The sequence below is a fragment of the Streptomyces sp. NPDC091412 genome, assembly GCF_044756885.1.
Taxonomy (GTDB): domain Bacteria; phylum Actinomycetota; class Actinomycetes; order Streptomycetales; family Streptomycetaceae; genus Streptomyces.
On the sequence record NZ_JBIVTV010000014.1, the window covers coordinates 14,517 to 39,807 of the forward strand.

Below are 25,291 nucleotides of genomic sequence, written 5' to 3' on the forward strand. Positions count from 1 at the left end.
TCCGTCCCCGCCCCACCGGACCCCCGGCCCACCGGCCCCACCCGGAAGGCACACGATCCTGCGGAACACAGAACGCGGCCGGCCGGAAGGTCCACCCCCCACAGGGCCGCTCCGCCGCCCCTCGCACTTCTCCCCCGCGGCCGACGCCATCGGCTCCGCGCTCGACCTGCACCTGACCGGACGTCATGTCGTGCACGCGCTCGCACCGGGTTTCTGCGACGCGGCCTCGGTGTACCTGCTCCAGCGCTGGCTGCTGGAGGAGCACTCGCGCACGGCCGCCGACCCGCCTCAGATCGAGGCACGCCGGCTCGCCGTGCGCATAGGGTCGGACACCTCGGAGGACTGGGAGCACCTGCTGCCGGTCGGGGAGGTGCTGGTCTTCCCCCGCCACACGCCGTACGCGCGTGCCGTGGCGACCGGAGAGACCCAACTGCTCGACGGCGTCGACCGGCACACCTTCGAGAGGCTGCGCGGCACCGACCCGGACGACGCCGGCGTGGACGCCCTGCTGCGCAGCGCCTCGTTCCTCATCGTCCCGCTGCGGCTGCGCGGCGCGGCGGTCGGCTTCATCGCCTGCACACGCGGTCCGGACAAGGACCCCTTCACCCGCGGCGAGGCGGTGGCGGTGGAGTCGCTCGGCGCCCGGGCCTGCGTCGCCCTCGACAACGCCCGCCGCTACGAACGCGAACGCCGCACGGCGCTGGCCATCCGCCGCAGTCTGCTCCCGGAGACCGGGCAGGCCTTCGAGAGCTGCCGGGTCGCACACGGCTACCGGCCCGCCGGGCAGGACAACGTCATCGGCGGCGACTGGTACGACGTGCTGCCCCGAGGGGACCGGCGACTGGCCATGATCGTGGGCGACGCCATGGGACACGGGCCGGAGTCCGCTGTGGCCATGATCCAGCTGCGGACCGCCGTCCGCACCCTCGCGGCGCTCGACATCAGCCCGGCCGAACTCATGGACCGGTTGGACGCCGTCGCCGGCACGACGCCCGGCGCCTCCTTCGCCACCTGCATCTACGCGGAGTGGGACGCGGAACTGCACACCTGCACGTTCGTCGGCGCCGGCCATCCACCGCCCCTGATCCGCGGTCCCGGCCGCCCGGCGGCGCCGGTCGCCCTCGCCTCCGCCGGTCTCCCCCTGGGACTGGCCACCGGCCCCTACGAGCCGACCGTGCTGCACCTGTCCGAGCCGACCCTGCTGCTGCTCTACAGCGACGGTCTGGTCGAGTCCCGCACCCGCGACATCGACCAGGGCATCTCGCGCCTCGCCGGTGCCCTGGACGCCGTGACCGACGACGTACCGGACGCCGCGCACCCGGACGCGCTGCCGTCGCTGTGCCGGAGGCTGCTGGCCGACTCCGGTCACGACGGCGCCGACGACGTCACGGACGACCGGACCCTGCTGCTGGCCGAGCTGACCCCGGGGAAGAACTGACGGGGGCCGGGGAGGGCCCGTCGGGTTGCCGCCCTGGGCTGCTTGTCGCATGAGCGGAAGCGGCCGTTCGAGCGGTGTCCTCACCTGATGTGGTGAGGGGTTGCTGCACGAGGCGTACGCAGGCGGCGCAAGCGCCGTTTGCTCCGGCATGGAAAGCACTTCTCGGGCCGTGCCGCGCCGGCCCGGCCACTTCCCCGCGGAACAGCCCTACGCGGAACTGACCGGCGGGCCCTCGAACCAGTCACCGGTCCACTCGCCGCCCCGCGCGGTGGACCTGGCGCCGGCGCGGGCCACCGGGGGGCACGCGCCCGAACCGTCCCAAGTGCAGTGGGCGTCCTTCGCGGACGCCGCCTCGCCGCCACCGGCCGTGGCGTCCGCGGGGCGGGAGCCTGTCACGCCGTTGCTGCGGCCCTGGGGCGTCGGTTCCGGGGAGCCGCCGCCGGAAGGGGCGGCGCAGGTCGTGCCCGCGGTCCCCGCGGTGCCGGTGCCGCGCGGGCTCCCGGGCCTGTGAGTCCGGACGGAGAAGGGTCCGGGCCGTTCCCCGGGGCCCGGCCCGGACCACGCGGGGCACCACTTGCTCACGGCTCGGTGACGGCGGCATCACGATGGTGGGCGTGGGCGTTGCCCGGCCCCGGGGGTGTCGTTGAGCGCGGCATGGAAGCGTGGGAGGACGGCGAATGCCCCTGGTGCCGCTCGCTGCTCGGCTCCGGCCGGGCCCTCACCGTTCCGGACGCCGGGCTCCGCGTCGATCGCCCTTGGCACCGGAGCGACGACGGCCGGACGGCCTGGTGGGAACGCGCACGCCTGGTCATGCTGCCGCTGGCGGCCCTCACCGTGGCGGCCGCGCTCATGCTGGCGCTGTCCTGACCTGTCGACCGCCGCGAGCGCGACCGCCGGGGGACCGCGCTCACGGCGGCGACAGGTTGATCGGCCCAGCTCAGGCCCTGCTCGGAGCCCAGCTCGGAGCCCAGCTCAGGTCCTGCTCAGAAGGGAGACGGAAGGCTGGTGGTCCGCCAGGAGCGCCGGCATGATCTCGGCAGCTGCCCGCCGGACAGCGAAGCAACGTCATCATCTCTGCGCGTGCACGGCGGATCATTCGGACGCCGGGCAGCCCGCACGGCCCCTCACGGCCGAGGGCGCAGGCGGGCCGCGAGCACCGCGACGTCGTCGTCCGACCGGCCGGAGCCCGGGGCGCACAGGAATGCGCCGAGGATGCCGTCCAGGAGTTCGCCGGCTTCCGTACCGGGCCCCGCCCGCAGGCCCGGGAGCCGGGCGAGCGAGGTGTCGATGTCCTCGCCGCGCCGCTCGATCAGCCCGTAGGTGAACATGACCAGGGTGTCGTCCGGCGCGAGGGGCAGCCTCGTCGCCTCGTGGGCGGCGAGCCCGGTGCCGGGGCCGGTGCCGATCGGGGGGCCGACCCGCAGCGGGACGGGCCCGGCCGTGCCGTCGTGGTGGAAGAGGACCGGCGGCAGGTGCCCCGCGCTCGCGAGCAGGGCCGTTCCGTCCGCCGGGTCCAGCAGGGCCAGCAGACAGGTCGCCGGGCGGCGGCCGCTCTCCGCGGACATCATGGCGTCCAGCCGGCGCAGGATGCCGTGCGGCGCGAGGTCGGTGGAGGCGACCAACCGCAGCGTCGAGCGGTAGGCGTTCATGTCGACCGCCGCGTCCAGGCCGTGGCCCATGACGTCACCGACGACCAGCAGGACGCGGCCGGAATGCAGGTGCAGCGTCTCGTACCAGTCGCCGCCCACGCGCCCGCCCGTGCCGCAGGGCACGTGACGGGCCGCCAGTTCCACGTCGGGGTGCATGCGCTCCGGGTCGGCCGGCAGCACTTTCCGCAGGTCCCACACCCTCGGCCCGGCCTCGCGCTGTTCCTCCGCGTGCCGCATGTGCGCGGCGGCCAGCCGTGCCGCGTGGTGGACGGCCGCCGTCTCGTGGTCGTCGAAGGGACGGCCGGCCCGCAGGACGAGCACGACCCCGTAGACCCGGTCCCAGGCCAGCAGCGGCACCGAGAGGGTCACCAGGGCCGGGCCGCCGTGGGTGGACGAGGCCGTGATCGGGTGGCCCGCGTCCAGGGCGCGGACGGAGACCTGGTCGCGCGGGGCCTTCTCCAGGCTGTCGAGGAGGTCGCGCCGCCCGGCCACGGCGGCGGAACGCAGGGACTCGCCCGGTTCGCGGTGGCCCTCCTGCGGGCCGTAGAGATCGACGGTCGCGGAGTCGCACAGTTCGTCGACCAGGAAGGCGGCGAGTTCGGCCGCCGTCCTGCGATCGTCGAGGGTCGTACCGATGGCGGCGACCGCCCGCCGGGCCAGTGCGAAGCGATCCGTCGCGGCACTCCCGGGGTCCGACACCAACTCACCTTCCACCGCGACCCCTTTCTCCCGTTCTGCCGGATTCATCCCAGCATCGCGGGCGGGCATCGGCGGGTAGCGACCCGCTGCGCCAGGACCGCCGGAGCGGATTCTTTACCGAGGTGAGGGGTGGTGCACCAGGCCGGGGAGGGGCGATGCCCGCCGGGCTTCACGAACGCCCACTCACCACGGGCTTCACAAAGCCCCGACATCATGGCCAACATCGTCCTGACCATGGCCAGATGTTCACGAGAAGTGAGGGCAATGTGGCAGAGACCGAGGGACCGGCGGTGCCCGAGCGGCTGCTGATCACCCGTACCACGGCCGACGACGGCAGCTGTGTCGTGGCCCTCGCCGGAGAGGTCGACCTCGACGGCAGCGCACATCTCCGCGACGTCCTGCTGTCCTGTCCCGAGACCGCGCCCGGCACGGTGGTGGACCTCCGTGACGTGACCTTCATGGACTCCAGCGGCATCAACGCCCTCATCACCGCCCACCAGGCCGCACAGGCGGGCGACACCCGGCTGCGCCTGGCCGCACCCCAGGAGGCGGTCCTGCGCGTGCTCCAACTCGTCGGCGTGGACACGCTCATACCCTGCTACCCCACTCTGGAGGCGGCCCTGGCGGCCCGCTGACCCGTACGGGCGGAAAGACCGGGTCACCCCGGCGTCCCGTACACCTGCCGCGTGTTGGGGCGGGGTGCCTGCCGGTGCCGGGCCGCGGGGCCCTCGGCGAAGGCGCGCAGCAGGTTCTCCGTGGTACGGGTGACGAAGGCCCGGGTGCGGGCGTCCATGCCGTGGTCGCGGCCTCCCTCGGAGGTGCCGGCCATCAGCGCCTCCACCCAGCGCATGGTGCCGGTGGCGGCGACGCCCGCCCCGCTCGGCACCGTGTAGTACGCCGAGTCGCTGTGGCTGCGGGCGCCGGCGCACACCAGCGGCGAGTGCGCGGTGATCTCCAGCGGTTCGGGCACGGGCGATCCAGGGGTGACCCGGTCGTACTCCACTCCGACCAGGTGGTCGAAGCTCTCGCCGGGGCGGGCACCCGTGCCCTCGTACAGCCAGTGGTCCGCCGCGTGCACGACGTAGGGGGCGTCCACCGGATATCCCTCGTACAGGACCCCGGTGAGGGACGACTCGGGATCGGCGCCCGGGGCCTGCCGGAAGTCGGTGGTGACCAGGGCCGGGCGGGTCGGGTAGCAGGGGTCGTCGCGGTAGGAGGACTTGTAGCAGACCACGGTGCGCCCGGCCCCCGCCCCGCCCGCTTCCAGGCGGACCCGGCGAAAGCAGGTGTTGGCGCCGAGGAAGGCCACGTTGGTGCCCGCGTCGCGGGCCCCGGCGACGTGCCGGCGCTGCTCGGGCGTCCAGTACTCGTCGTGGCCCAGGCAGACGAGCGCGGTGGCGCCGCGGAGGACGCCGGGGTCGTGGTGCAGATCGGTGCCGGTGGTGTAGGCGAGGGGGATGCCGAGGCGTTCGGCGAGGACCACGGCCGCCCATTCGTACACCAGGAACTTCTCGGCGCCGTTCGCGTCGTAGGGCCGGTCGAAGCTGACGGCCAGGGAGCGGGTCGCGTACGCGCCGGAGGCGCCGGAGTACAGGCTGGAGCCGCCCCAGCGGTTGTACGCCTGCCAGGTCGCCGGGGCGTGCAGGAGTACGGTGCGGCCGGCGCCGTGCGTGGAACGCACGATGAGCGGGACGTACCGCTGATGGCCGTTGTCGGCGTCGAGGCGCAGCAGGTAGGCGCCTTCGGGCCAGTCCTCGGTGGCGAAGGCCAGGGTGCGCGGCCAGTCGGCGCGGACGGTGCGGGTGGCCGACAGCGTCCGGGCGGCCGGCTGCGCGCGTCCGCGCACCCGCGCCGAGCGCCACACGAGCCGCGCGTGGCTGCCGCCGTACCAGCCGACGCGGAAGGCCGAGACACGGAAGGAGGACGCCGTGGTCGACACGTGCAGGCCGCACTCCTGGCCCGGGGTGACGCTGATTCGGTCGGTGTAGCCGGCCACCGCGTCCGGCGGGCCGAGGGAGCCGATCCGCCAGTCCCGGGTCCCCGGGCGGTCCCGGTCCGCCTCGGGGCGGCGGCTGTCCGTCGCGGGGGACGGACGGTTCGCGGACGTGTGGTCGCAGGCGACGGCCGCCGCGCCCAGTCCGGCCCCGGCGCACAGGCCGAGGAACCGCCTGCGGGCCGGGCCGTGCCCGGAGCCCTTTTCCGTGCGCTCCGTGCCCGAGTCTGCCCTGCCCTCCGGGTCCCCCGTGTCCCCCGTGTCCCCCGTGTGCTCCTGTGCGTGGTGCGGGCTCACATCGCCTCCCAGGGGGTGAAAGGGCCCTCCCCGCGGATTCCGACGCGCCTTCGTCGAAGGTAGCGGCTGCGGCGGGGGTCCGCACGGCTCGCGCACACCGGGCGCGAGGACCGCGGGTGCGGCGGACCCGGACCGCCGGTACGGGTCGCGGGTACGGACCACCGGTAAGGACCACCGGTAAGGACCACCGGTAAGGACCACCGGTAAGGGCCGCGGGTAAGGGCCGCGGGTACGGGTCGCGGGTACGGGTCGCGGGTACGGGTCGCCGGGTGCGCCCGCGGCACAGGAGCGCGTACGGGCATGACCGCGGGGCCGTCGGCCGATGACGGTCCTGACGGCCCCGTGAACGAGGTGGTCTGCGCGCCGAGGGCCGTCTGCGCACTGCCGGCCCGGCGGCGGTCCTCAGCCGGTCTTGCCGCGCCCGGTGACGGCGTCCCTGATCCGGTCGACCAGTCCCGCACCGGGCGCGAGGAGCTTGTTCACGGGCGGCCTGTCCGGAGCGGCGGGGTGCGGCCGGGTCGGCGCGGTCTTCATCGCCGAGCGCACCTTCTCGCCGAGCTCTTCCAGGTCCTCGGGCCCGGTGGCCTCCCGCAGCAGGGGGAAGAGGCTCTGTTCCTCGTCGGTGACGTGCTCGCGGATCTCCCGCATCAGACGGCCGACGAGCTCGTCGAACCGCGGGTCGTCCGCGCCGAGGCCCTCCAGGTCCTTCATGGTCCGCTCGGCCTCCGCGTGGTCCTGGATCTCCCGGTCCGCGATCGCGTCGCCCTCCCGGACGTAGTGGCGCACCGCCGGGTACAGGTACATCTCCTCGGCCACGCAGTGGCGGACCAGTTCGATGGTGGCCTGGTCGGCCAGGTCCTTGCGCCGCGCGCGCCCCGTCGGGAGGGCCTCCACCTGCGCGAAGATCTCCTCCACTTCACGGTGGTCGGTGGTCAGTTCCCGGATGACGTCTCCGCCGTGTCCCATGACAGGGCTCCTTGCCGGTGGCGTTGCAGGTCGTACCGCTGGACCGCCGCCGGGTTCCCGCGGCGCCGGGCGCCGGCACACCGCCGAGCGGGCGGGGATCACGCCCGGCCCGATTGTCCTCGCGCGGCCCGGGAACCCGGCTGACGCCGCATACACCTGTACTCCCCTCACACCCTCACACCCCTGGGAGAGGATCATGAGTCTGCTGCGCCTGACCGGTCGTCCTCTGCTCGCCTCCATGTTCGTCGCCGGAGGCATGAACTCCCTCCGCAGTCCCGAGGCGGTGGCGACGGTCGCCGAACCCGTCGTACGGCCGATCACCGAGCGGGTGGCGGTGCTCCCGGACCGCACCGAGCAGGTGGTGCGGCTCAGCGGCGGCGTACAGGTCGTAGCGGGCGTGCTGCTGGGCCTGGGGCGGTTTCCGCGGCTCTCGGCCGTCGCCCTGGCCGCGACGCTGGTGCCGACCACCCTGGCCGGACACCGCTTCTGGGAGGCGGAGGACGACGCCGGGCGCGTCCAGCAGCGCATCCACTTCCTGAAGAACCTGTCCATGCTGGGCGGTCTGCTGATCGCGGCCGACGACACCGGCGGCGCGCCGTCCCTGCTGTGGCGCGGCCGTCACACGGCCCACGAACTGCGGCGCGAGGCACGCCTGGTGCGCCGCTCGGTACGGGCCACCGCACGCCCGGCCGCCGCGGTCGGCGGCCTGCGCGCCAAGCTGCCCGCCCGGAACGGGGCATGAACGGCGAGGGCCGCGGCTGACCGGCGAAAGGCCGCGGTTCCCGCGACGAGGAGGACACGCGATGAACGAGAACGCCCGCGCCGGGGCCCGCCTTCCGGTGTTCACCGGGCAGTCCGGTCACGACCTGCTCGGGATCTATCTCAACGACCACCTGGCGGGCGCCACCGCGGGTACGGACCGCTCCCGCCACCTCGCCATGGCGTGCCGGGGCTCGGAGATCGGCGACGCGCTGGGCCCGATCGCGGCCGAGATCGCCGAGGACCGCAGGAGCCTGCTGGAGATCATGCGCCGGCTCCGTATACCCGTACGGCGCTACAAGGTGTACGCCGGCCGCCTCGGCGAAAGGGCCGGGCGACTGAAGAGCAACGGCGGCCTGATACGGCGTTCTCCGCTGACCTCCCTGCTGGAGCTGGAGTTGCTGCAGATGGGGGTGCAGGGCAAGGCCTGCGTCTGGGAGGTCCTGCGCGGGCTCGCCGACCGCGACACGCGCCTGGACCGGCAGCAGCTCGACGACCTGCTCGAACGGGCCCGGCGGCAGCGGCGCATCGTCGAGGAACTGCGCAGGCTCCAGGCCGCCGAGGTCTTCCGGGACCGCTGATCCTCACCCGCGGTGCCACTCGCGGGACGAGGGACCCGCGGCCGCGAGCCGCTGACCGCGTCCCATCCGCGTCCCCTCCGCGTCCCATGTGCGTGCATGGCCCAGCGATTACCTACGCTTGGTTCAACAGTCCAGACTGATAAACCTATTGTTACTACGTGGACGTCGAACAGGTCGGTGCCGGCACCGCGGCCGGCCCTCCGGAAAGCACGGAAAGCCAGGAAAGCCACGAAGCCTCGGAAGGCACGGCTCCCCTCGCCTCCGATCTGCGCGTGGCCGTCGCCCGGATCACGCGGCGGCTGCGGCAGTCGCACGCGGTGGGTGACGTGTCGCTGTCCGGCATGTCGGTGCTGGCCCGGCTGGCCGCCGACGGCCCCGACTCGCCGGGCTCGCTGGCCGAACTGGAACGCGTCAGGCCGCAGGCGATGGCGGCGACCCTCGCCGCCCTCGAACAGCGCGGCCTGGTCCTGCGCTCCCCCCACGCCGTCGACCGGCGCCGCAGCGTGGTGGCCGTCACCGCCGCCGGGCGCGACATGCTGGCCGCGCGGCGCACCGAGTCCGTACGCCGGCTCGCCGACGCCATCGCGGAGTTCACACCGCGGGAACAGCGCACGCTCGCCGCCGCGCTGCCCCTGCTCGACCGGCTGGCGGAACGGCTGTGACCCCCCGCACGCCAGCCGCCGTGGGTCCCGGCTACAAGTGGGTCGCCCTGTCGAACACCACACTCGGTGTGCTGATCGCCACGATGGACGCCTCCATCGTGATCATCTCGCTGCCGGCGATCTTCCGCGGCATCGGGCTCGATCCGCTCGCGCCGGGCAACATCAGCTATCTGCTGTGGATGATCCTGGGCTACCTGCTGGTCTCGGCCGTGCTGGTGGTCGTGCTCGGCCGGCTCGGCGACATGTTTGGCCGGGTGCGCATCTACAACCTGGGGTTCCTGGTCTTCGCCTGCGCGTCCGTCGCGCTGTCCCTCGACCCGTTCAGGGCCGGGGCCGGTGCGCTGTGGCTGATCCTGTGGCGGATGGTGCAGGCCTTCGGCGGCTCGATGCTCACCGCGAACTCGGCCGCCATCCTCACCGACGCCTTCCCCGCCGGGCAGCGCGGGATGGCCCTGGGCGTCAACCAGATCACCGCGCTGGCCGGCCAGTTCCTCGGGCTGCTCGCGGGCGGGCTGCTCGCCACCGTCGACTGGCGTGCCGTGTTCTGGGTGAGCGTCCCGATCAGCGTGGGCGGCACCATCTGGTCCTACCTGAGCCTGCGGGAGACGGCCCCAGGACGGCGCGGCCGCGTGGACTGGCCGGGCAACCTCACCTTCGCCGCGGGTGCCGGGTTCCTGCTCGCCGCGATCACCTACGGCATCCAGCCCTACGGCGGGAACGCCACCGGCTGGGGCAACCCGTGGGTCCTCGCCGGACTGGTGGGCGGCTGCTTCCTGCTGATCCTGTTCTGCTTCATCGAGACACGCGTGGCCGAGCCCATGTTCCACCTCGCGCTGTTCCGGGTGCGGGCGTTCGCCGCGGGCAACGTGGCCGCACTGCTGACCGCGATCGCGCGCGGCGGGCTCCAGTTCATGCTCATCATCTGGCTCCAGGGCATCTGGCTGCCCCTGCACGGCTACGACTTCGAGGACACCCCGCTGTGGGCGGGCATGTTCATGCTCCCGCTGACTTTGGGGTTCCTGCTCGCCGGTCCCGTCTCCGGCTATCTCTCCGACCGGTTCGGCGCCCGGCTGTTCTCCACGACCGGCCTGCTGCTGGTGACCGCGTCCTTCCTCGGTCTGCTGGCCCTGCCGGTGGACTTCGCCTACGGGCCGTTCGCGGTGCTGCTGCTGGTCAGCGGGTTCGGCCAGGGCATGTTCTCGGCGCCCAACACATCGTCGATCATGGGCAGCGTGCCGCCGGAGTACCGGGGCGTGGCCTCGGGCATGCGCTCCACCTTCCAGAACTCCGGCACCGCCCTGTCCATCGGCGTGTTCTTCTCCCTGATGATCTCGGGGCTCGCGTCCTCCCTGCCGTCGGCGCTGAGCGACGGGCTGCGGGCGCACGGCGTTCCGGCGGCCGCGGCCGAGCACGCCGCCTCGCTGCCACCGGTGAGCACGCTGTTCGCCACGTTCCTCGGCGACAACCCCGTACAGCACCTGCTCGGACCGCGCGGAACGCTCGACCGGCTGCCCGCGGCGCAGCAGCAGGCCCTGACCGGGCACACGTTCTTCCCGCAGCTGGTCTCCGGGCCCTTCCACCACGGTCTGACCATCGTCTTCGGCGTCGCCGCCGCGATGGCCCTCGTCTCCGCCGTGGCCTCGGCACTGCGCGGCCGTCACCGGCTGCCCGACGAGGGGGCCCGGCGAGCGGCCCCACTGCCAGGGAAGACGCCGGCGGGACCCTCGCTCGACGAGCAGGGGTCCCGCTGAGGGCGCTCGGGCCGTCCGAAGGCGGTCTCCGAATTCGGCTGAGGATACTCCGGGGGCGTCCGAGGGCGCTCGGATCGTCGTCCTCGCCGTCCGGAGTCAACGCTTGAAGACGTCCTTCGTCTTCTCCTTGGCCTGACGGGCGTCGCCCTTGGCCTTCTCGGCCTGCCCCTCGGCGGTCATCCTCTCGTTGCCCACCGCGCGGCCGACCGTCTCCTTGGCCTTGCCCTTCATCTGTTCCTTCTTGGCCTTGCCCTTCTGGTCACCAGCCACTGTCGCTCACTCCAAGCACATCGCTGTCGGTGTCATGTTCCGGGTGCTCGGCGGGGCGGCGGCCAAACCTCCCGATCACGCTCCCGATCACGACGAGTGACCGGCCCTGGTCAGCCGTGGCCCGCACGGGTGTGCTCGGTTCGGACCCCGCGCGCATCGCGCCGGCCGCGGGGGTGCCGGTCGTGGTGGAGGTCGAGGACGGCGAGGGCCAGGGCCCCCAGCAGGGCCACGAGGGCGCAGCCCACGGCAAGGGCGACGGCATCGTGGTAGTTCTTGCCGTTCGCCGCGAGCACCATGTAGTACAGGCCCGGCAGGGCCGCCGTGCCCACCGCGCCCCCGAGTCGTTGTCCGGTCTGCAGGGCGCCGCCCGCGGCCCCGGCCATCCGCACCGGCACGTCACTCAGTGTCATGGTCACGTTCGGGGAGATGACACAGCCGCTGCCCACGCCGCCCACGAACAGGGCGGGCGCGGCCCACCACGCCTCGGCGCCCGGCGGAGCCGACCGCAGGATCAGCGCGGTGGCCCCCAGCCCGACGACGACGGTGACCAGCCCCCAGAGGGTCAGCAGCCGCCCGAACCGCTCCACCAGCCGGCCCGAGACCACCGCCGCGGCCGCCGATCCGATGGCGAACGGGGTCACCGCGAGACCGGAGTCCAACGGCTCGTAGCCGAGGCCGTCCTGGAAGAACAGGGCGAACACCAGCCACACCCCGCTGAACCCCACGAAGTACAGCGCGCCCAGCGACGTGCCCGCCGCGTAGCCGCGCGTGCAGGTCAGCAGCCGTGGATCCAGCAGCGGCCGGCCGTCGCGCGCCGCGACCCACCCCTCCCAGCGGGCGAAGGCCGCCAGGAGCGCCAGGCCCACCGGGAACAGCCACCACAGCCGGCGCAGTCCCCCGCTGTCGGCGAACACCAGGGGCAGCATCAGGCCCAGCACCCCGGCACCCAGCAGGACCACGCCCGGCAGGTCCAGGCTCTCCCGGCGGCCGCGCGCCACGCGGGGCAGCAGCCGGAGGCCCAGCAGCAGCGCGACCGCGCCGATCGGCACGTTGACGTAGAAGATCCAGCGCCATCCCTGGGTGCCGTGCGCCAGGGCCAGGATCAGGCCTCCGGTGACGGGTCCCACCGCGCTGGAGATGCCCACCGTGGCGCCGAACAGACCGAAGGCGCGGCCTCGCTCGGCCCCGCGGAACATCTGCTGGATCAGCGCCGAGTTCTGCGGGGCGAGGCAGCCCGCGCAGGCGCCCTGCGCGATCCGGGCCACGACGAGCCAGGCGATCGTGGGCGCGGCGCCCGCTCCCGCGCTGCAGACCACGAAACCGGCCAGGGACCACAGGAAGATCCTGCGCCGTCCCATCGCGTCGCCGAGTCGGCCCGCCGGGACCAGGGCGAGGGCGAACGACAGGGCGTAGCCGGAGACGACCCACTGCACGGCGGCCGCCGAAGCGCTCAGGTCCCGCTGCATCGACGGCAGCGCCACGGCCACGATCGTCACGTCGAGCAGGCTCATGAATCCGGTGGCGAGCGTGACCCACAGGGCCTTCCAGCGCCGCGGATCGAGTCCCGCCGTATCGCCGGTGCGTCCGCCTGCCCGCGCGTCCCTGTTCACGAAGGCTCCTCGTTCACGAAGGCTCCTCCCGGTCGCCGCCGTAGCACGCACCGGCGGTCGGAATCGGCGCGCTCCAGCCGCGTTCCCCGCCGGTCGCCATCGCATACCGCCGCACGGGCTCGGCCCGTCGGCCCAGGTGCGCGGCAGCCTCGCCCGGTGCCGGGCGGCCCGCCTCGGCGGCGCAGCGGACCCGCCCGACCGCCTGGCGGGCGTGGTGGATCGCGGCGTCGCGTGCGCTGCCCGGCGGCAGGCCGAGCGCGCGTTCCACACGGCTGGGCCATACAGTGCCCGTTGACGCGATCCGAGGGTTCAAACCCGTCGCCGGCCGGCGGCTGGACGTCACGGGCGGCACGCTCCTCTCCGACGGTCCGGAGGAGATCGCCCGGCGCTTCCCGTGAGCCGGGCCGGCCGTGCCGCGCCTGGGCGGCACCACCCCGCCGGGCGGTCCCTCCCGCCCCGGCTCGGCAGGCGCGTCGGCGTGAGAGGGGGAAATATATGGGTGTGAGGTGTACGCACGGGGGTAGGCGCTGCGGCGTCCGCCTTGATCAACAAGGTGGACGCGTACTGAAGATGTTCCGGCTGAGAGGGAGGGCCGCACGATGGCGGTGACCACGGAGGCGAAGGCGACTCGGGCTCGTACGGAGCTGCCGGAGGTGGCTGACCCCTCAAAGGTCGCGCCCACCGACGCGCGGGCCCTGTCGCGCCTGTTCTTCGACCGGCTGGCGAAGCTGGAGGAGGGCACGCCCGAGCACCAGTACGCCCGCAACACGCTGATCGAGATGAACATGTCCCTGGTCCGCTACGCGGCCGGCCGCTTCCGCAGCCGGGGCCCGCAGGAGATGGAGGACATCGTCCAGGTCGGCATGATCGGGCTGATCAAGGCGATCGACCGGTTCGAGCTCGCCCGCGCGGTGGAGTTCACGTCCTTCGCCGTGCCGTACATCGTCGGCGAGATCAAGCGTTTCTTCCGCGACACCTCCTGGGCCGTGCACGTCCCGCGCCGGTTGCAGGAGGCCCGCGTCGAGCTGGCCAAGGCCACCGAGGAGCTCGGCAGCCGGCTGGGCCGCAAGCCCACGACCGTGGAGCTCGCGGAGCTGATGAACCTGCCCGAGCAGGAGGTCGTCGACGCGATGGTGGCCTCCAACGGCTACACCTCCGCCTCCCTGGACGCCGCCGTCAGCGGCAGCGAGGAGGGCGAGAACGTCCTCGCCGACTTCATCGGCGCCGAGGACACCGGCTTGGAACTCGTGGAGGACATCCACAGCCTGGCTCCGCTGCTCGCGGAACTCGACGAGCGGGACCGGCTGATCATCCACATGCGGTTCGTCGAGGAACTCACCCAGGCACAGATCGGGGAGCGCCTGGGCATCTCCCAGATGCATGTGTCCCGCCTGCTCAACCGGCTGCTGGGCCGGCTGCGGCAGGGCCTGCTGACCACCCGCTGAACCACGGCCCCGACCGGACCTCAGGACCCGGACGCGCGCTCCGGTGGGGCGGGGCGGCCGGCGGGGCTGCCGGCCGCGCGGCCGTCGCCGACCAGGGTCTGCTGGGCGTGCGGGACCACGTGGATGAGGCGCAGGACGCCCCACAGGATCAGCCCGGCACCGATCAGCTCCGGCAGGAGCCACCAGCCCGTGCGGATCTGCTCGCCGAAGAGCGTGACGCCCAGCAGCAGGCTCACCGTCGCGTCGCCGAGCGTCAGCGCCGGCTGGGAGGCGGCCAGCGAGCCGGCCTGGAGGGAGTTCTCCAGCAGCAACAGGGCACCGACCCCGGTGAGGGCGAAACCGTACGTCTGCCAGGTGGTGAGGAAGACCGCGAGGCCGGAGCTGTCCAGGGTGCCGGCCGCCGACTTCAGCAGGGCGGCGGTCAGGGCGTTGCCGATGGCGGCGGCCGCGGCCAGCACGGCGGCGCGGAACAGGGAGGGGCGTCCCGGCCGGGCGAGGACCACCGCCGCCGCCATCGCCCCGAGACACACCGCCAGGGCTGGGACCCACCGCATCATGGACGCCTGGTCCCGGGCCCCGGAGGGCGCGGCCGAGACCAGGACCAGCGTGAGGCCGCCGACCATGCCCGCCACACCCCACCAGCCCGCGCGGGGCAGCCTGCGGTGCATCAAGGGAGCGGCGATGAGCAGGGCGAAGGGCAGTTCCAGGATGAACAGGGGCTGCACGAGCGCCATCGGGCCGTTCACCAGCGCGAGGGCCTGGAACAGGGCGGCCCCCATCACCCCGCCGATGCCCGCCAGCCAGGCGGGGCGGCGCGCCAGGGCGAGCAGCAGGCGCAGTCCGCCGCCGCGCGCGACGGTGGAGGCCGCCTTGCGCTGGAAGGCCGTGCCCATGGCGTTGCTGGCGGCCCCCATGACGGCGAAGCACGCAGCCAACCCGATCACAGGTCCACCATGCCCGACCGGCGCCGTGCCGTCCTGCCGTCGGACAAGCCATAAATCGGCCTTATGAGCCCATAGACCGGACCCGCGTACCAACTTAGGTTTGCCTTAGTTTAGGGTTGCCGACGAGTCGACCATCCTCGCTCGAAGGGAACCTGATCATGCCCCGCCCCCTGCGGGTAGCCATCGTCGGAGCCGGCCCCGCCGGGATCTACGCCGCCGACGCCCTCCTCAAGTCCGACGTGGCCACCGAGCCGGGCGTGTCCATCGACCTCTTCGAGCGCATGCCCGCCCCGTTCGGCCTGATCCGCTACGGAGTCGCCCCCGACCACCCGCGCATCAAGGGCATCGTCACGGCCCTCCACCAGGTGCTCGACAAGCCGCAGATCCGGCTCTTCGGCAACGTCGACTACCCGGGCGACATCAGCCTGGACGACCTGCGCGCGTTCTACGACGCCGTGATCTTCTCCACCGGCGCGACGGCCGACCGGGCGCTGCCCATACCCGGCATCGAGCTGGACGGCTCGTACGGCGCCGCAGACTTCGTCTCCTGGTACGACGGGCACCCGGACGTACCGCGCACCTGGCCGCTGACGGCGCGGAAGGTCGCCGTGCTCGGGGTCGGCAACGTCGCCCTCGACGTGGCCCGCATCCTGGCCAAGACGGCCGACGAGCTGCTGCCGACCGAGATCCCGCCGAACGTGCACGAGGGCCTGAAGGCCAATGAGGCGGTGGAGATCCACGTGTTCGGCCGCCGGGGCCCGGCGCAGGCGAAGTTCAGCCCGATGGAGCTGCGGGAGCTGGACCACTCCCCGTCGATCGAGGTCGTCGTCGACCCCGAGGACATCGACTACGACGAGGGCTCCATCGCGACCCGACGCGGCAACAAGCAGGCCGACATGGTCGCCAAGACGCTGGAGAACTGGGCGATCCGCGACGTCGGCGACCGGCCGCACAAGCTGTTCCTGCACTTCTTCGAGTCCCCGGCCGAGGTCCTCGGCGAGGACGGCAGGGTCGTGGGCCTGCGCACCGAGCGCACCGCGCTCGACGGCACCGGCAACGTCAAGGGCACCGGCACCTTCAAGGACTGGGACGTCACGGCCGTGTACCGGGCCGTGGGCTACCTCTCCGACAAGCTGCCCAAGCTGCCCTGGGACCTGGAGTCGGGCACGGTCCCGGACGAGGGCGGGCGGATCGTCGCCGAGTCCGGCGAGCACGTGCGGTCCCTGTACGTCACCGGGTGGATCCGGCGCGGCCCCGTGGGCCTCATCGGCCACACCAAGGGCGACGCCAACGAGACGGTCGCCAACCTGCTGGACGACTTCGCGAACGGGCGCCTGGACACCCCCGCCTCGCCCGCCCCCGAGGCCGTCGACGCCTTCCTCGCCGAGCGGAACGTCCGCTTCACCACGTGGGACGGCTGGCACCGGCTGGACGCCGCGGAGAAGGCCCTGGGCGAGCCGCAGGGCCGCGAGCGCGTGAAGATCGTCGAACGCGAGGACATGCTCCGCGCGAGCGGCGCGTAGTCCGGCACGCCGTCCGCCGGGCAGGGACCGCCCGGCGGACGGCGTGCGGAGCCCGAACGGAACGAGCCGTGCCCCGGCAGGGCACGGCTCGTTCCGTTTCACGGGAAGCAGTGCGCCGGACGCGCACCGCCCCGCCAGGGGTCGCTCTCAGCTGTTCGCGCACGCGTTCCCGACGGCGGGGTTGAGCAGGCCGATCAGGTTGACCGAGTTGCCGCACAGGTTGAGGCCGAGGTCGAGGGGGACCTGGATGACGTTGCCGGAGAGCACTCCCGGGCTGTTGCTGGCGGTACCGATCGCACCGGCGTCGGCCGCGGCGGTTCCCGCGCACGTCATCAGGGCCGCACCGGCCAGGGCCGCGGCAGCCGTCATTCTGATCCTCATGGAGAACTCCTGTCGCTCGAAGAACACGGGCGTTCCCACGGTGAGGGTCCCGGGCGCCGCAGAACACCGTTCCACCGCCGAATGCAGTAGGACTGTCAGCCTCACAGGGCGTGACATGCTCCGAACGGGGAAGGCGGCACGGGGTAACGCCTCGCCGGGAGAGGTGACGGATCGTGACCGGACGGCCGGGGACCGGGGCCCCTGCGACAGGAGGACGTCGGCCCTGCCGGAGTTCCCGGCTTCGGCGCCCGCGTCAACGCCGTGCCGCCGCCCTCCGGGTACTCGCCGTGGACGTCACCGGCAGGCCGGCCGGACCTTCGCCCGGACCGGCTGACCACGGAGAACGCCCCGCCACGGCACGCGCACGGCCGTGGGCGGCCGGCGCCGCCGCCACGGCGGGACGGGCGCCGACCCCGCGCGACCGGGCATGATCCGGCTTGGCGATACTGAACGCACCCGCCGTCCTCGCTCTCAGATTGGCTCATGTCGAACTCTCCCTCCCCCCGCCCCGCGACCCCGCCCACGGTGTGGCCGGCCCGCGGCCGCCACGCCGGGCCCGCCGCGGAGGACGTCGTGCGGCGCCACCTGAAGCGGCTCAAGGCCGACGACGTCATCCACGACCACCTCGAACCGGAGCCCACCGGCCCCGGCGGCGAGAAGGTCTTCGAGGCCCGCTGGCTGGTGCCCGGCGACGTGACCGTACGGGCCCGGCTCGCCCTGTCGCCCCTCGCCGGCTCCGGTTCCGGACTGGGGCGCGAGTGGGTGCTGATCGCGGAGGCGGAGCAGCCGTGGGACCCGCGGTGGCCCTCCCCCGCGACCATGTTCTGGCCGCAGGGCCCCGACGCCGGCTGGGAGTACGAGGCCGTCACCGGGCTGCGGCTCGGGGAGGTCACTCCCCTCCCGGACGACGACAAGGAGCTCAGGCGGGTCCTGCGGCACGCGGCGCGGGACACCTGGACCCTCCACCTCGTCGTCCACGAGGCCATGACGCCCGACGAGCGCGGCCGGGCGGCGGTGGTGCGGGTGCTGCCCGAGGGCCTGCGGCACCGGGTGGTGGAGCACCGGGCCGCGCCGCACCGGTTCAGGGCAGTGAACTGGGTGCTGGACGACTTCGGCGTCCGGTTGCCCCGCGGCGGCGCCCTGGTCCTGCCGGGCAGTCCGCCGCCACCCGGCTACGACGCACAGGACTTCTCGGTGCGCAGCGTCTTCCTGGACGGCACGGAACCCACCGAACTCATCGACGCCGTCAAGCGTTTCGCCGCGCTGCCCAGGCCCCTGCCGAACGGCGCCGACCGGGCCCTCACCGCGCTGCGCGAGGAGTGGCAGCTACTGACCCTGGAAGAAGAACTCGCCCGGGCGCGCGAGCTCGTCACCATGTACTCCGAGGCCCTGGAGGCGATGACGAAGTCCCGGGACCTGTACCGGGAGGCCGCCGAGCGCGCCCACGAGGCCCTCGCCGTGTACCGGGAGTCGGAGGCCGAGGGCACGCTGCCCGCCGGGAAGCAGGCCCGTACGGCCGCGGGGTCCCCCTTCCAGCAGCTGGCACGCGGACTGGGACGCCTGAAGGGCACCGCCCTGTCGCTGCGCCCGGGCACCACGCCCGAGCGGCGGTCGAAGGCCGGTGCGGCCCCCGACGACGATGGCGGATCTCCGGCCGGTGGGGACGCCGGCACGTCCCCACCGGCCGGAGGCTCGAAGCCGCGGACCGGGGGCTGAACCCGGTCCACAGCGGCACGGATGCCCGGACCCGCCGGGCGCCGCGGCGCGGACACGCGGTCCGCGCGGCGGCACGTCCGGGAGGCCGCCCGGACGCGCCGCGGCGGAGCGGCTCCCTCGCGGGCGGCGCCGTCCGCCGGGCCACGGGTGTTCGTTTCCGAACGAGCCCTTCCCGGCACCGGGCAAGCGGTTCACGGGGCAGGCGGGTTGACGGCCCGTGAGCCCAGTCCGGCCGGCCGGGGCGGCGGATGTCGCTCGGCCGCCTGCACCATGAGCAGCAGCGAGAGCGCGGCCAGACTGGCCAGCGACGCGCACACCGCGGTGAGTCCGGCGCTCAGCGGTGGTGCCACCGTGATCGCCAGGGCTCGGGAGACCTGCGCCGGGGCGAACCTGCCCTCGACATAGCCGACTCCGGCCAGCACCGCCGGGACGACCGCTCCCGCCACCAGGGCCGCCACTCCGGCGCGCAGGGCCAGCGACACGGCCAGCAGCCCGCACAGCCCCGACACGGTGAGGGCGAGGAGGCAGACGAGCAGGGGGACCCCCTGCCAGCGCAGCGGGAAGTAGGCCGCGCCGCACACCACGAGGGCCGCCGCGGCGATCCAGCTGGGCCAGAAGGCGGGCCTTGCGGGCCGCTCGCCGGGCTCGCCCGAGGCCGTCTGCTCCTCTCCCGCGGCCACGCCGGGCGTCGCACCCGGTTCGTCGTACGGTTCGTCGGACCGCTCCCGTGCCAGCCGCCCGATCAGCTCCACGAGATCCTCGACCGTGCGGCCCGCGGCGGCCGCGCGGATCGCCGCCCGGCCGCAGTGCGGCAGTTGCGGCGGCCGGTGCAGCAGCACCACCAGCCGGGTGACGTCCGCGACGCAGCGGCCGCCGACCGCGGCGCGGATCGTTTCGTCGGCGCTGTCGGCCGGCCGCGGCGGCCGTGTCAGCTCGGCGACCAGGCGGGCGACGTCCTCCACGGGCCGGTCCAGGGCGACGGCACGCAGGGCGTGCCGGACGGCCTCGGCGTGCTCGGGCGATCCCTCCAGCAGGGTGACGAGCCGGAGGACCTCCTCCAGGGGCCGGTCGTCGACCGCGGCCCGGACGAGGCCGCCGACCGGATCACCGGCCGCGCTCTCGCCGTCGCCGCGTTCCGCCATGCCGCCGGGCGGCCCGGACCAGTGGATCTCGTCGGTGAGGTCGATGACGGCCTGGTGCGTCTGGGATGGTGAAGAGCGGGTGGTCATGCTGGGCTCCATGGCAGGGGTGCGGCCGCTCCTGCACCCCCGAAGCGCGACACGCCTTTACCCCGCCATTACAAGCGGGCTGTCGCCGGGCGCGCCACCGGGACGACGCAGCGGGGTGACATCCGCTCATGGAAACGCCGCAGCCGGGCATCAGACAAGGAGATGCGCCGGTGAGCGGCACGACGAGGAAGGGCACGAACCGTGGACTCCACCGCGAAGGTGCTGCTCATGACCGCCGTCATCGCGGCCGTCGCGCTGGCCTTGGCCGCCGTGCTGGCCATGGCCGTCGTACTGCTCAGGCGTCTGGTGCGCACCCGGCGGGAGCTGCGCCGTGCCGGCCTGCCGACGGGGCCGCGCTGGGTCTTCTGGGGTGCCGTCCTCTATCTCGTCCTGCCCACGGACCTGTTGCCCGACCCGGTGTACCTCGACGACATCGGTGTCCTGCTCCTGGCCCTGCGTTCACTGCACGCCGCCGGCGGCGACCAGCTGCCCGCCCTGGCGCGTCGACCCGGACTTTTCGGGCGTCGCGGACAGTCGGACGCCAAGGACTACGCTCCGTAAGGAAACCATTCACTCGTTCGATTCGTATAAGTCTCGGGAACCCGAAACGAAGTCAGCGGGCCAAGCGACGCCACAAGCAGCACCACCGCTTGGTCGCGGCTGCACCGACAGGGGAGAGACGATGCAACCGTTCGCGCTCAACTACGCTCGTCCGGCAGTGGAACGGGACGCCGCCACGCCGTACGCCTACGACTCCGGGCTGCAGTTGAACGTTCTCATGGACGGGCGGATCGCCGCATCCGACCACGCGCTGCTGAGAGAGCTGGGCACCACGACCTCCACGGCGGGCTCCAAGACGCACTTCGACGACTGAACACGGCCGCGGAGATGACCGTACTGATCCTCACCGGCGAGGAGGACGTGACGGCGGACATGGTGGTGATGCACCTGAACGCCTCCTCGACTCCGGTGGTCCGGCTGGATCCGGCCGACCTGACCGCGGGCGCCGCCCTGTCGGGCGAGTACGTCCACGGCTCCTTCGACGGCCATCTGTCGGTCGACGGACGGCTGGTGAGCCTGAGCCGCCTGCGCGCGGTCTGGGTGCGCAGACCCGGAACTCCGGCCGCCCGTGCGAACCAGCCGTCCGCGTGGCTGACCGAGGAGGCGGCACAGGCGCTGTACGGAATGCTGCGCGGCTGCGGAGCCCGCTGGATGAACCATCCGGACGCGGCCGGGCGGGCCCGGCACAAGCCCTGGCAGCTGCGGCTCGCCCAGCACAGCGGCCTGCCGGTGCCGGCCACGCTCATCACCACCTTCCCGCAGGCCGCCCGGGAGTTCGCCGAACGGTTCCCGGATCTGGTGGTCAAGCCGGTCTCCGGCGCGCATCCGCAGGAGCCGCCGAGGGCGGTGCCGACCAGCCGGGTCGCCCCGGACACGGACTTCGGCGCGGTGGCCTACGGCCCGACCCTGCTGCAACGCAGGATCGCCAAGCGCGCCGACATCCGGTTGACGGCGGTCGGCGACACGCTGCTGGCCGCCCGCAAGGCGACCCCGGCGGACGCCGACCCCGAGGAGGTGGACGTCCGGTTCGCCACGTCCGGGACGCCGTGGCGGCCGGCCGAGGTCCCGCGGCGTGTGGCCGCGGCGGTGCTCGCCTATCTGCGGCAGGCCCAACTGGCCTACGGCGCCTTCGACTTCGCCGAGGACGCCGATGGCACGTGGTGGTTCCTGGAGTGCAATCAGTCCGGCCAGTTCGGGTTCGTCGAGGTGGAGACCGGCCAGCCGATCGCCCGGACCATCGCCGAGTGGCTGGCCTGCCCCGGTCCGCGGGAGCGCGAACACGCCAACGGCAGGCGTACGGCCGCTCCTTGACGGCGGCACGCCGTGCCAGGGAAGCGCCCGTACGTCTGCCGCGGGATCAGACCGCCAGGGGCAGGGCGCCGCCCCCGTCGGCGTCGGTGCTCACGTCCGCGTCCGCTGCGCGTCCGGGGGCGAGCAGCAGGGCGTCCGCCCTGCCGATGGCCTCGTGGATGCCGGTGGTCCCCATCATGACGCACAAGGTGTAGCTGACGTCCTCCAGCTCCCGGGCCGTCTCGGCCCGCTCCCTCTCCGCCTGAGCGATCTTCAGCGATGCGTACCGAGTCAGCAACGTCCTGACGACCTTCGGGTCCGGAACCAGCACGGAGCGCCCCTCTCTCGATTTTTGCTCCGTATGCCCGCGGCACGCCGTGCCATGCACGGCGACCGGCTCGCGGGCATATGTTTGACCGAATTCAGTCGATTTCCGGTGGCACGGCCACCGCTCGCCTCCGGGCGCCGCCGGCTCTACCGGCCGCGGTCCCCGGACCTGCGTCGCGCCGCGGCGCGGCGCTCCCCGGCGGTCATGCCACCCCACACACCGTCGTACTCGCTGTTGCGCAAGGCCCAGGCCCGGCACTCGCGCAGCACCGGACACCGGTGACACACCGCGCGGGCCTGTTCTATCTGACGCGTGGACGGACCGCTTTCCCCGAGCGGGAAGAACAACTCGGGATCCTCGAAGCGGCACGCCCCGCGCTCGCGCCAGTTCTCGATCGTTCCGACAACGCTCACCGGGACCTCCGCTGAACACTCGGCCGCACATTTTCCGGGCAGCTCCCGTCTGCGGCAGCAGGGCGCCGCACGACCCGGCAGAGGTATCCGCAATATAGGTGTTTTTCGGTCCCACGGCCATGACTGGGTGAACGCCACGCAGGAGGCGAACAGGAGAACACTGCGCCGTGAGCCCCTCGAGGCGGACGGCCTGCGGCCACGGACCCACTCGGCGAGTGATTCTTCGTGCTGGTGGCCGAATCCGTGCAGTCGGTCCGGGCGGTCGGGGCCGCCCGGAGGTTCCGGGGACCGGGCTCAGTCGGAGAGCGCGTCGGCGAGCTCCGCCGTGGCCGCGGCGATGTCGCGGTCGCGGTCGGCCAGCAGCGCCGGCAGCGCGCCGCGCCGGGCGCGCACGGCCTGCCGCGCCCTGCGCTCCCAGACCACCGGGTTCTCCCGGCGGTTGAGGACCTTGGGGTAGACAGCGGCGACGCTCTCCCACTGCCGGGCGGCCGCGATGCTCCGGAGCAGCTGGATGACCTGCGGACGGCAGGTCACGCCCGGAAGGTGGGCGAGCTCCCACAGGAAGGGAACCGTGGCGGCGGTGGCCTGTTCCACCACGAAGCCGAACTGGCAGATCCGTCCGCGCAGATCGTCCAGCGCGGCGCGGGCGGTGCGGGCGTCGCGCGAAGCCATCTTGTGGAGCAGCAGGGGGATGGCGGCCGCGGAGCCGGTGGAGTCCCTGATGTCGCTCCAGGGCACCTGCCCCAGGGCCGACAACGGGGTCGCGCGGTCGGTGCGCTGAGTGCCGGGCTGTTCCGTCGGTACGGTGCGCATGGCGTCGTCCTTTCCGGCGGCGGCCGTGTGGGGAACGGCGGTTCAGTGGGGCGGACGCGTCGACAGCTTCACCCAGACCGACTTGCCCGCCGGGGGCCTCGAGGTCCAGCCCCATTCCTCGGCCAGGGCGTCGACGATGCACAGGCCCCGGCCGTGCTCCAGCAGGCTGAAGCCCGCCGGAGTGCGGCGTATGGGCCGGCCGGCGCAGGGGTCGGAGACCGTGATGATCAACTGTCCGGCGTCGACGGCGAGTCCGAGCCACACGGCGGTGTCGCCGGGCGGGGCGTACGGCACCGCGTGCGTCGCCGCGTTGGCCGCGAGCTCGGTGACGATGACGGCGGCGTCGTCGGCGCGGTGGCCGACCGACCATCTGCCCAAGGTCTCGCGCGTGAAGGCGCGAGCCCGGGCGAATCCCTCCCGTCCGCAGTCGATCCGCAGCGCTGCGGCCGCGAGCGCGCCGGGGGTCCCCTCCGCCCACGGCGCGATCACGGCGGCCGCGCTCGGCACTTCGAGCTCTCGACTCACTGGTGAGGGCACGGCATCTCCCTGATGCGACGTCACCGAACAGCGTCCACAGGGGGTTGACGCCCCGGCTATTATCCACGCTGAAAGCGTCCGCGTGCAATTGCACGCGAAATTTCTCGTGAAAGTGCGTGCGGACGTGCGAACGTGAACAGCAAGGAGACCGCGGTGCCACCAGTGCGGAACGGAGTGCGGGCCAGTTCGCTGGACGCCCGCTGGATGAAGAGCCGGCACAGCAACGCCGAAGGCAACTGCGTGGAAGTCGCCACTCTGGTCGGCGGTGACATCGCGCTGCGCAACTCCCGTGACCCCGACGGCCCCGCGCTGGTCTACACCCCCGCGGAGGTGGCCGCGTTCCTGGCCGGCGCCAAGGAGGGCGAGTTCGACCATCTGCTGTGAAGCGGAACGAACTTGGCAACTTGCCCCGGCGAGTGCGCTCCGCAGCCGGACGGTGCGGTACGGTGACTTTTCAGTCTGCCGGTCTACTGGGAGTCAGGATGTCCGCCGAGCCACATCGCATCTCCCGCCTCGAGCCCTATCTGGACCGGTCCGAGCCGGCCCCGACTCTGCTGAAGATGCTGGTCGGTGTCCAGCTGGCGGGCTTCCGCGAGGACGCGGGCCTGTCCCAGGAGCAGTCGGCGCGCGAACTCGGTTTCAGCGCCGCGAAGCTCTCGCGCATCGAGTCGGGCAAGGGACGTCGCCCTCCGGCCGAGGGCGACGTCCGCGCCCTGCTGAAGCTGTACGGCACCGACGAGTACGAGTCCTCGGTCCTGCTCAGGCTGCTGCGGCGGGCGGGCGAGCCCGGCTGGTGGCAGCGCTACGACAAGCGGCTGATGCCCGAGTGGTTCGACCGGCTGGTCGGCCTCCAGGAGGCGGCCGTCGCGATCCGCACCTTCGAGATCCAGTACGTTCCCGGTCTGCTCCAGACCGCGGCGTACACCCGGGCCGTGGTGGAGCGGGGTCTGCCGACCGCCTCGGCGGGCGAGGTACAGCGGCGCGTCGAACTGCGCATGCGACGAGCCCAGTTGTTGCTGCGACAGGACGCGCCGCAGGTGTGGGCGGTCATTGACGAATCGGTCCTGCTGCGTGTTCTGGGCAGCCGCGAGGTCATGCGCGAGCAGCTCGACCACCTCGTCACCATGGCGCAGCGCCCCAACGTGACCGTGCAGATCGTCCCGTTGGACGTGACGAACGCGTCCGCGCCCGCCATCCCGATCACGTATCTCCGGTTCGGCGGCCTCGACCTGCCCGACGTCGTCTACCTCGAACACATCAGAAGCGCCAACTTCCTCGAGGACCGCGACGAGACGGAGGAGTACCGGATCGCCCTGGACCGGCTGGCCGACGAGGCGCTCACGCCGCACGAGACCCTGGCACTGCTGCGCAAGACCGCCAACGACCGTTACGCGTCCGCGTCCTAGCGAGACAGCGATCCGGCGAAGGCCCGGTCA

General features: G+C 73.1%; 29 protein-coding genes. 16 read left to right on the forward strand and 13 right to left on the reverse strand.

Features of this window, described 5'->3' with window-relative positions; all coding sequences use genetic code 11:
- The first annotated feature begins 190 nt into the window (after positions 1 to 190).
- The 3 genes from ACIQMV_RS27790 (at position 191) to ACIQMV_RS27800 (ending at position 2,305) form a co-directional block, all read left to right on the forward strand.
- A complete protein-coding gene (locus ACIQMV_RS27790) occupies positions 191 to 1,438 on the forward strand; it encodes a PP2C family protein-serine/threonine phosphatase (RefSeq protein ID WP_402596128.1) in 1,248 nt (415 codons plus the stop codon).
- A 148-nt stretch (positions 1,439 to 1,586) separates the two neighbouring features.
- Positions 1,587 to 1,949 (forward strand): hypothetical protein, encoded by a 363-nt coding sequence (locus tag ACIQMV_RS27795; protein WP_402596129.1) that lies wholly within the window; start codon positions 1,587 to 1,589, stop codon positions 1,947 to 1,949.
- A gap of 143 nt (positions 1,950 to 2,092) precedes the next feature.
- On the forward strand, positions 2,093 to 2,305 hold the full coding sequence (locus ACIQMV_RS27800; protein ID WP_141364586.1) for a hypothetical protein: 213 nt from the start codon (positions 2,093 to 2,095) through the stop codon (positions 2,303 to 2,305).
- A 257-nt stretch (positions 2,306 to 2,562) separates the two neighbouring features.
- Here ACIQMV_RS27800 and ACIQMV_RS27805 read toward each other — a convergent pair whose 3' ends face one another.
- Positions 2,563 to 3,786 (reverse strand): PP2C family protein-serine/threonine phosphatase, encoded by a 1,224-nt coding sequence (locus tag ACIQMV_RS27805; protein WP_402596130.1) that lies wholly within the window; start codon positions 3,784 to 3,786, stop codon positions 2,563 to 2,565.
- A gap of 242 nt (positions 3,787 to 4,028) precedes the next feature.
- Here ACIQMV_RS27805 and ACIQMV_RS27810 point away from each other — a divergent pair, with 242 nt between their 5' ends.
- Complete coding sequence (locus ACIQMV_RS27810) at positions 4,029 to 4,421, forward strand: STAS domain-containing protein (RefSeq protein WP_402596131.1); 393 nt, start codon at positions 4,029 to 4,031, stop codon at positions 4,419 to 4,421.
- Positions 4,422 to 4,444: 23 nt separating this feature from the next.
- Here the strand turns inward: ACIQMV_RS27810 and ACIQMV_RS27815 are convergent, their stop codons facing one another.
- Together ACIQMV_RS27815 and ACIQMV_RS27820 are read right to left on the reverse strand one after the other, a co-directional pair.
- Positions 4,445 to 6,076 carry a N,N-dimethylformamidase beta subunit family domain-containing protein gene (locus ACIQMV_RS27815; RefSeq protein WP_402596132.1) on the reverse strand — a complete coding sequence of 544 codons (1,632 nt, stop codon included), beginning with the start codon at positions 6,074 to 6,076 and terminating at the stop codon, positions 4,445 to 4,447.
- Positions 6,077 to 6,478: 402 nt separating this feature from the next.
- On the reverse strand, positions 6,479 to 7,042 hold the full coding sequence (locus ACIQMV_RS27820) for a hemerythrin domain-containing protein (protein WP_402596133.1): 564 nt from the start codon (positions 7,040 to 7,042) through the stop codon (positions 6,479 to 6,481).
- A 196-nt stretch (positions 7,043 to 7,238) separates the two neighbouring features.
- On the opposite strand from ACIQMV_RS27820, the gene ACIQMV_RS27825 reads away from it, so the two are divergent.
- The 4 genes from ACIQMV_RS27825 (at position 7,239) to ACIQMV_RS27840 (ending at position 10,795) form a co-directional block, all read left to right on the forward strand.
- Entirely contained in the window at positions 7,239 to 7,784 is a 546-nt protein-coding gene (locus tag ACIQMV_RS27825; RefSeq protein WP_402596134.1) for a DoxX family protein, read from the forward strand.
- A gap of 61 nt (positions 7,785 to 7,845) precedes the next feature.
- Positions 7,846 to 8,382 carry a hypothetical protein gene (locus ACIQMV_RS27830; protein WP_402596135.1) on the forward strand — a complete coding sequence of 179 codons (537 nt, stop codon included), beginning with the start codon at positions 7,846 to 7,848 and terminating at the stop codon, positions 8,380 to 8,382.
- A 158-nt stretch (positions 8,383 to 8,540) separates the two neighbouring features.
- Entirely contained in the window at positions 8,541 to 9,044 is a 504-nt protein-coding gene (locus tag ACIQMV_RS27835; RefSeq protein WP_402596136.1) for a MarR family winged helix-turn-helix transcriptional regulator, read from the forward strand.
- A gap of 83 nt (positions 9,045 to 9,127) precedes the next feature.
- Entirely contained in the window at positions 9,128 to 10,795 is a 1,668-nt protein-coding gene (locus ACIQMV_RS27840; RefSeq protein ID WP_402596239.1) for an MFS transporter, read from the forward strand.
- A gap of 96 nt (positions 10,796 to 10,891) precedes the next feature.
- Here ACIQMV_RS27840 and ACIQMV_RS27845 read toward each other — a convergent pair whose 3' ends face one another.
- The 3 genes from ACIQMV_RS27845 to ACIQMV_RS27855 form a co-directional block, all read right to left on the reverse strand.
- Positions 10,892 to 11,065 (reverse strand): CsbD family protein, encoded by a 174-nt coding sequence (locus tag ACIQMV_RS27845; RefSeq protein ID WP_141364572.1) that lies wholly within the window; start codon positions 11,063 to 11,065, stop codon positions 10,892 to 10,894.
- A 110-nt stretch (positions 11,066 to 11,175) separates the two neighbouring features.
- A complete protein-coding gene (locus ACIQMV_RS27850; RefSeq protein WP_402596137.1) occupies positions 11,176 to 12,675 on the reverse strand; it encodes an MFS transporter in 1,500 nt (499 codons plus the stop codon).
- A gap of 13 nt (positions 12,676 to 12,688) precedes the next feature.
- Positions 12,689 to 12,943, reverse strand: coding sequence for a hypothetical protein (locus tag ACIQMV_RS27855; RefSeq protein WP_402596138.1), 255 nt, complete (start codon positions 12,941 to 12,943; stop codon positions 12,689 to 12,691).
- A gap of 331 nt (positions 12,944 to 13,274) precedes the next feature.
- Between ACIQMV_RS27855 and ACIQMV_RS27860 the strand changes: the two genes are divergently transcribed.
- Complete coding sequence (locus tag ACIQMV_RS27860; protein WP_402596139.1) at positions 13,275 to 14,120, forward strand: SigB/SigF/SigG family RNA polymerase sigma factor; 846 nt, start codon at positions 13,275 to 13,277, stop codon at positions 14,118 to 14,120.
- A gap of 20 nt (positions 14,121 to 14,140) precedes the next feature.
- On the opposite strand, the gene ACIQMV_RS27865 is transcribed toward ACIQMV_RS27860, so the two are convergent.
- Positions 14,141 to 15,064, reverse strand: coding sequence for a DMT family transporter (locus ACIQMV_RS27865; protein WP_141364563.1), 924 nt, complete (start codon positions 15,062 to 15,064; stop codon positions 14,141 to 14,143).
- A gap of 158 nt (positions 15,065 to 15,222) precedes the next feature.
- On the opposite strand from ACIQMV_RS27865, the gene ACIQMV_RS27870 reads away from it, so the two are divergent.
- Entirely contained in the window at positions 15,223 to 16,587 is a 1,365-nt protein-coding gene (locus ACIQMV_RS27870; protein ID WP_402596140.1) for an FAD-dependent oxidoreductase, read from the forward strand.
- 147 nt (positions 16,588 to 16,734) lie between these two features.
- Here ACIQMV_RS27870 and ACIQMV_RS27875 read toward each other — a convergent pair whose 3' ends face one another.
- Complete coding sequence (locus ACIQMV_RS27875) at positions 16,735 to 16,968, reverse strand: chaplin (protein WP_402596141.1); 234 nt, start codon at positions 16,966 to 16,968, stop codon at positions 16,735 to 16,737.
- Between the two features lie 483 nt (positions 16,969 to 17,451).
- Between ACIQMV_RS27875 and ACIQMV_RS27880 the strand changes: the two genes are divergently transcribed.
- Positions 17,452 to 18,684 carry a hypothetical protein gene (locus tag ACIQMV_RS27880; protein ID WP_402596142.1) on the forward strand — a complete coding sequence of 411 codons (1,233 nt, stop codon included), beginning with the start codon at positions 17,452 to 17,454 and terminating at the stop codon, positions 18,682 to 18,684.
- A gap of 191 nt (positions 18,685 to 18,875) precedes the next feature.
- On the opposite strand, the gene ACIQMV_RS27885 is transcribed toward ACIQMV_RS27880, so the two are convergent.
- Positions 18,876 to 19,913: a hypothetical protein gene (locus ACIQMV_RS27885; protein WP_402596143.1), complete on the reverse strand. Its 1,038-nt coding sequence runs from the start codon at positions 19,911 to 19,913 to the stop codon at positions 18,876 to 18,878.
- A 201-nt stretch (positions 19,914 to 20,114) separates the two neighbouring features.
- On the opposite strand from ACIQMV_RS27885, the gene ACIQMV_RS27890 reads away from it, so the two are divergent.
- The 3 genes from ACIQMV_RS27890 to tgmB all read left to right on the forward strand — a co-directional run bounded on the left by ACIQMV_RS27890 (position 20,115) and on the right by tgmB (position 21,785).
- Positions 20,115 to 20,474: a DUF1232 domain-containing protein gene (locus tag ACIQMV_RS27890; protein ID WP_402596144.1), complete on the forward strand. Its 360-nt coding sequence runs from the start codon at positions 20,115 to 20,117 to the stop codon at positions 20,472 to 20,474.
- A 121-nt stretch (positions 20,475 to 20,595) separates the two neighbouring features.
- Positions 20,596 to 20,787, forward strand: coding sequence for a putative ATP-grasp-modified RiPP (gene tgmA / locus ACIQMV_RS27895; protein WP_141364557.1), 192 nt, complete (start codon positions 20,596 to 20,598; stop codon positions 20,785 to 20,787).
- 14 nt (positions 20,788 to 20,801) lie between these two features.
- Positions 20,802 to 21,785: an ATP-grasp ribosomal peptide maturase gene (tgmB, locus tag ACIQMV_RS27900; protein WP_402596145.1), complete on the forward strand. Its 984-nt coding sequence runs from the start codon at positions 20,802 to 20,804 to the stop codon at positions 21,783 to 21,785.
- 46 nt (positions 21,786 to 21,831) lie between these two features.
- Here the strand turns inward: tgmB and ACIQMV_RS27905 are convergent, their stop codons facing one another.
- From ACIQMV_RS27905 to ACIQMV_RS27920, 4 genes are all read right to left on the reverse strand, one after another.
- Positions 21,832 to 22,095: a DUF5133 domain-containing protein gene (locus ACIQMV_RS27905; protein WP_141364552.1), complete on the reverse strand. Its 264-nt coding sequence runs from the start codon at positions 22,093 to 22,095 to the stop codon at positions 21,832 to 21,834.
- A gap of 143 nt (positions 22,096 to 22,238) precedes the next feature.
- Positions 22,239 to 22,487 (reverse strand): WhiB family transcriptional regulator, encoded by a 249-nt coding sequence (locus ACIQMV_RS27910; RefSeq protein WP_141366984.1) that lies wholly within the window; start codon positions 22,485 to 22,487, stop codon positions 22,239 to 22,241.
- A gap of 312 nt (positions 22,488 to 22,799) precedes the next feature.
- Positions 22,800 to 23,318, reverse strand: coding sequence for a hypothetical protein (locus ACIQMV_RS27915; protein ID WP_402596146.1), 519 nt, complete (start codon positions 23,316 to 23,318; stop codon positions 22,800 to 22,802).
- A gap of 42 nt (positions 23,319 to 23,360) precedes the next feature.
- Positions 23,361 to 23,855 (reverse strand): ATP-binding protein, encoded by a 495-nt coding sequence (locus ACIQMV_RS27920; RefSeq protein WP_402596147.1) that lies wholly within the window; start codon positions 23,853 to 23,855, stop codon positions 23,361 to 23,363.
- Positions 23,856 to 24,008: 153 nt separating this feature from the next.
- On the opposite strand from ACIQMV_RS27920, the gene ACIQMV_RS27925 reads away from it, so the two are divergent.
- A complete protein-coding gene (locus ACIQMV_RS27925) occupies positions 24,009 to 24,239 on the forward strand; it encodes a DUF397 domain-containing protein (RefSeq protein WP_141364546.1) in 231 nt (76 codons plus the stop codon).
- A gap of 98 nt (positions 24,240 to 24,337) precedes the next feature.
- Positions 24,338 to 25,261 carry a helix-turn-helix domain-containing protein gene (locus tag ACIQMV_RS27930; protein ID WP_402596148.1) on the forward strand — a complete coding sequence of 308 codons (924 nt, stop codon included), beginning with the start codon at positions 24,338 to 24,340 and terminating at the stop codon, positions 25,259 to 25,261.
- The last annotated feature ends 30 nt before the right edge of the window (positions 25,262 to 25,291 follow it).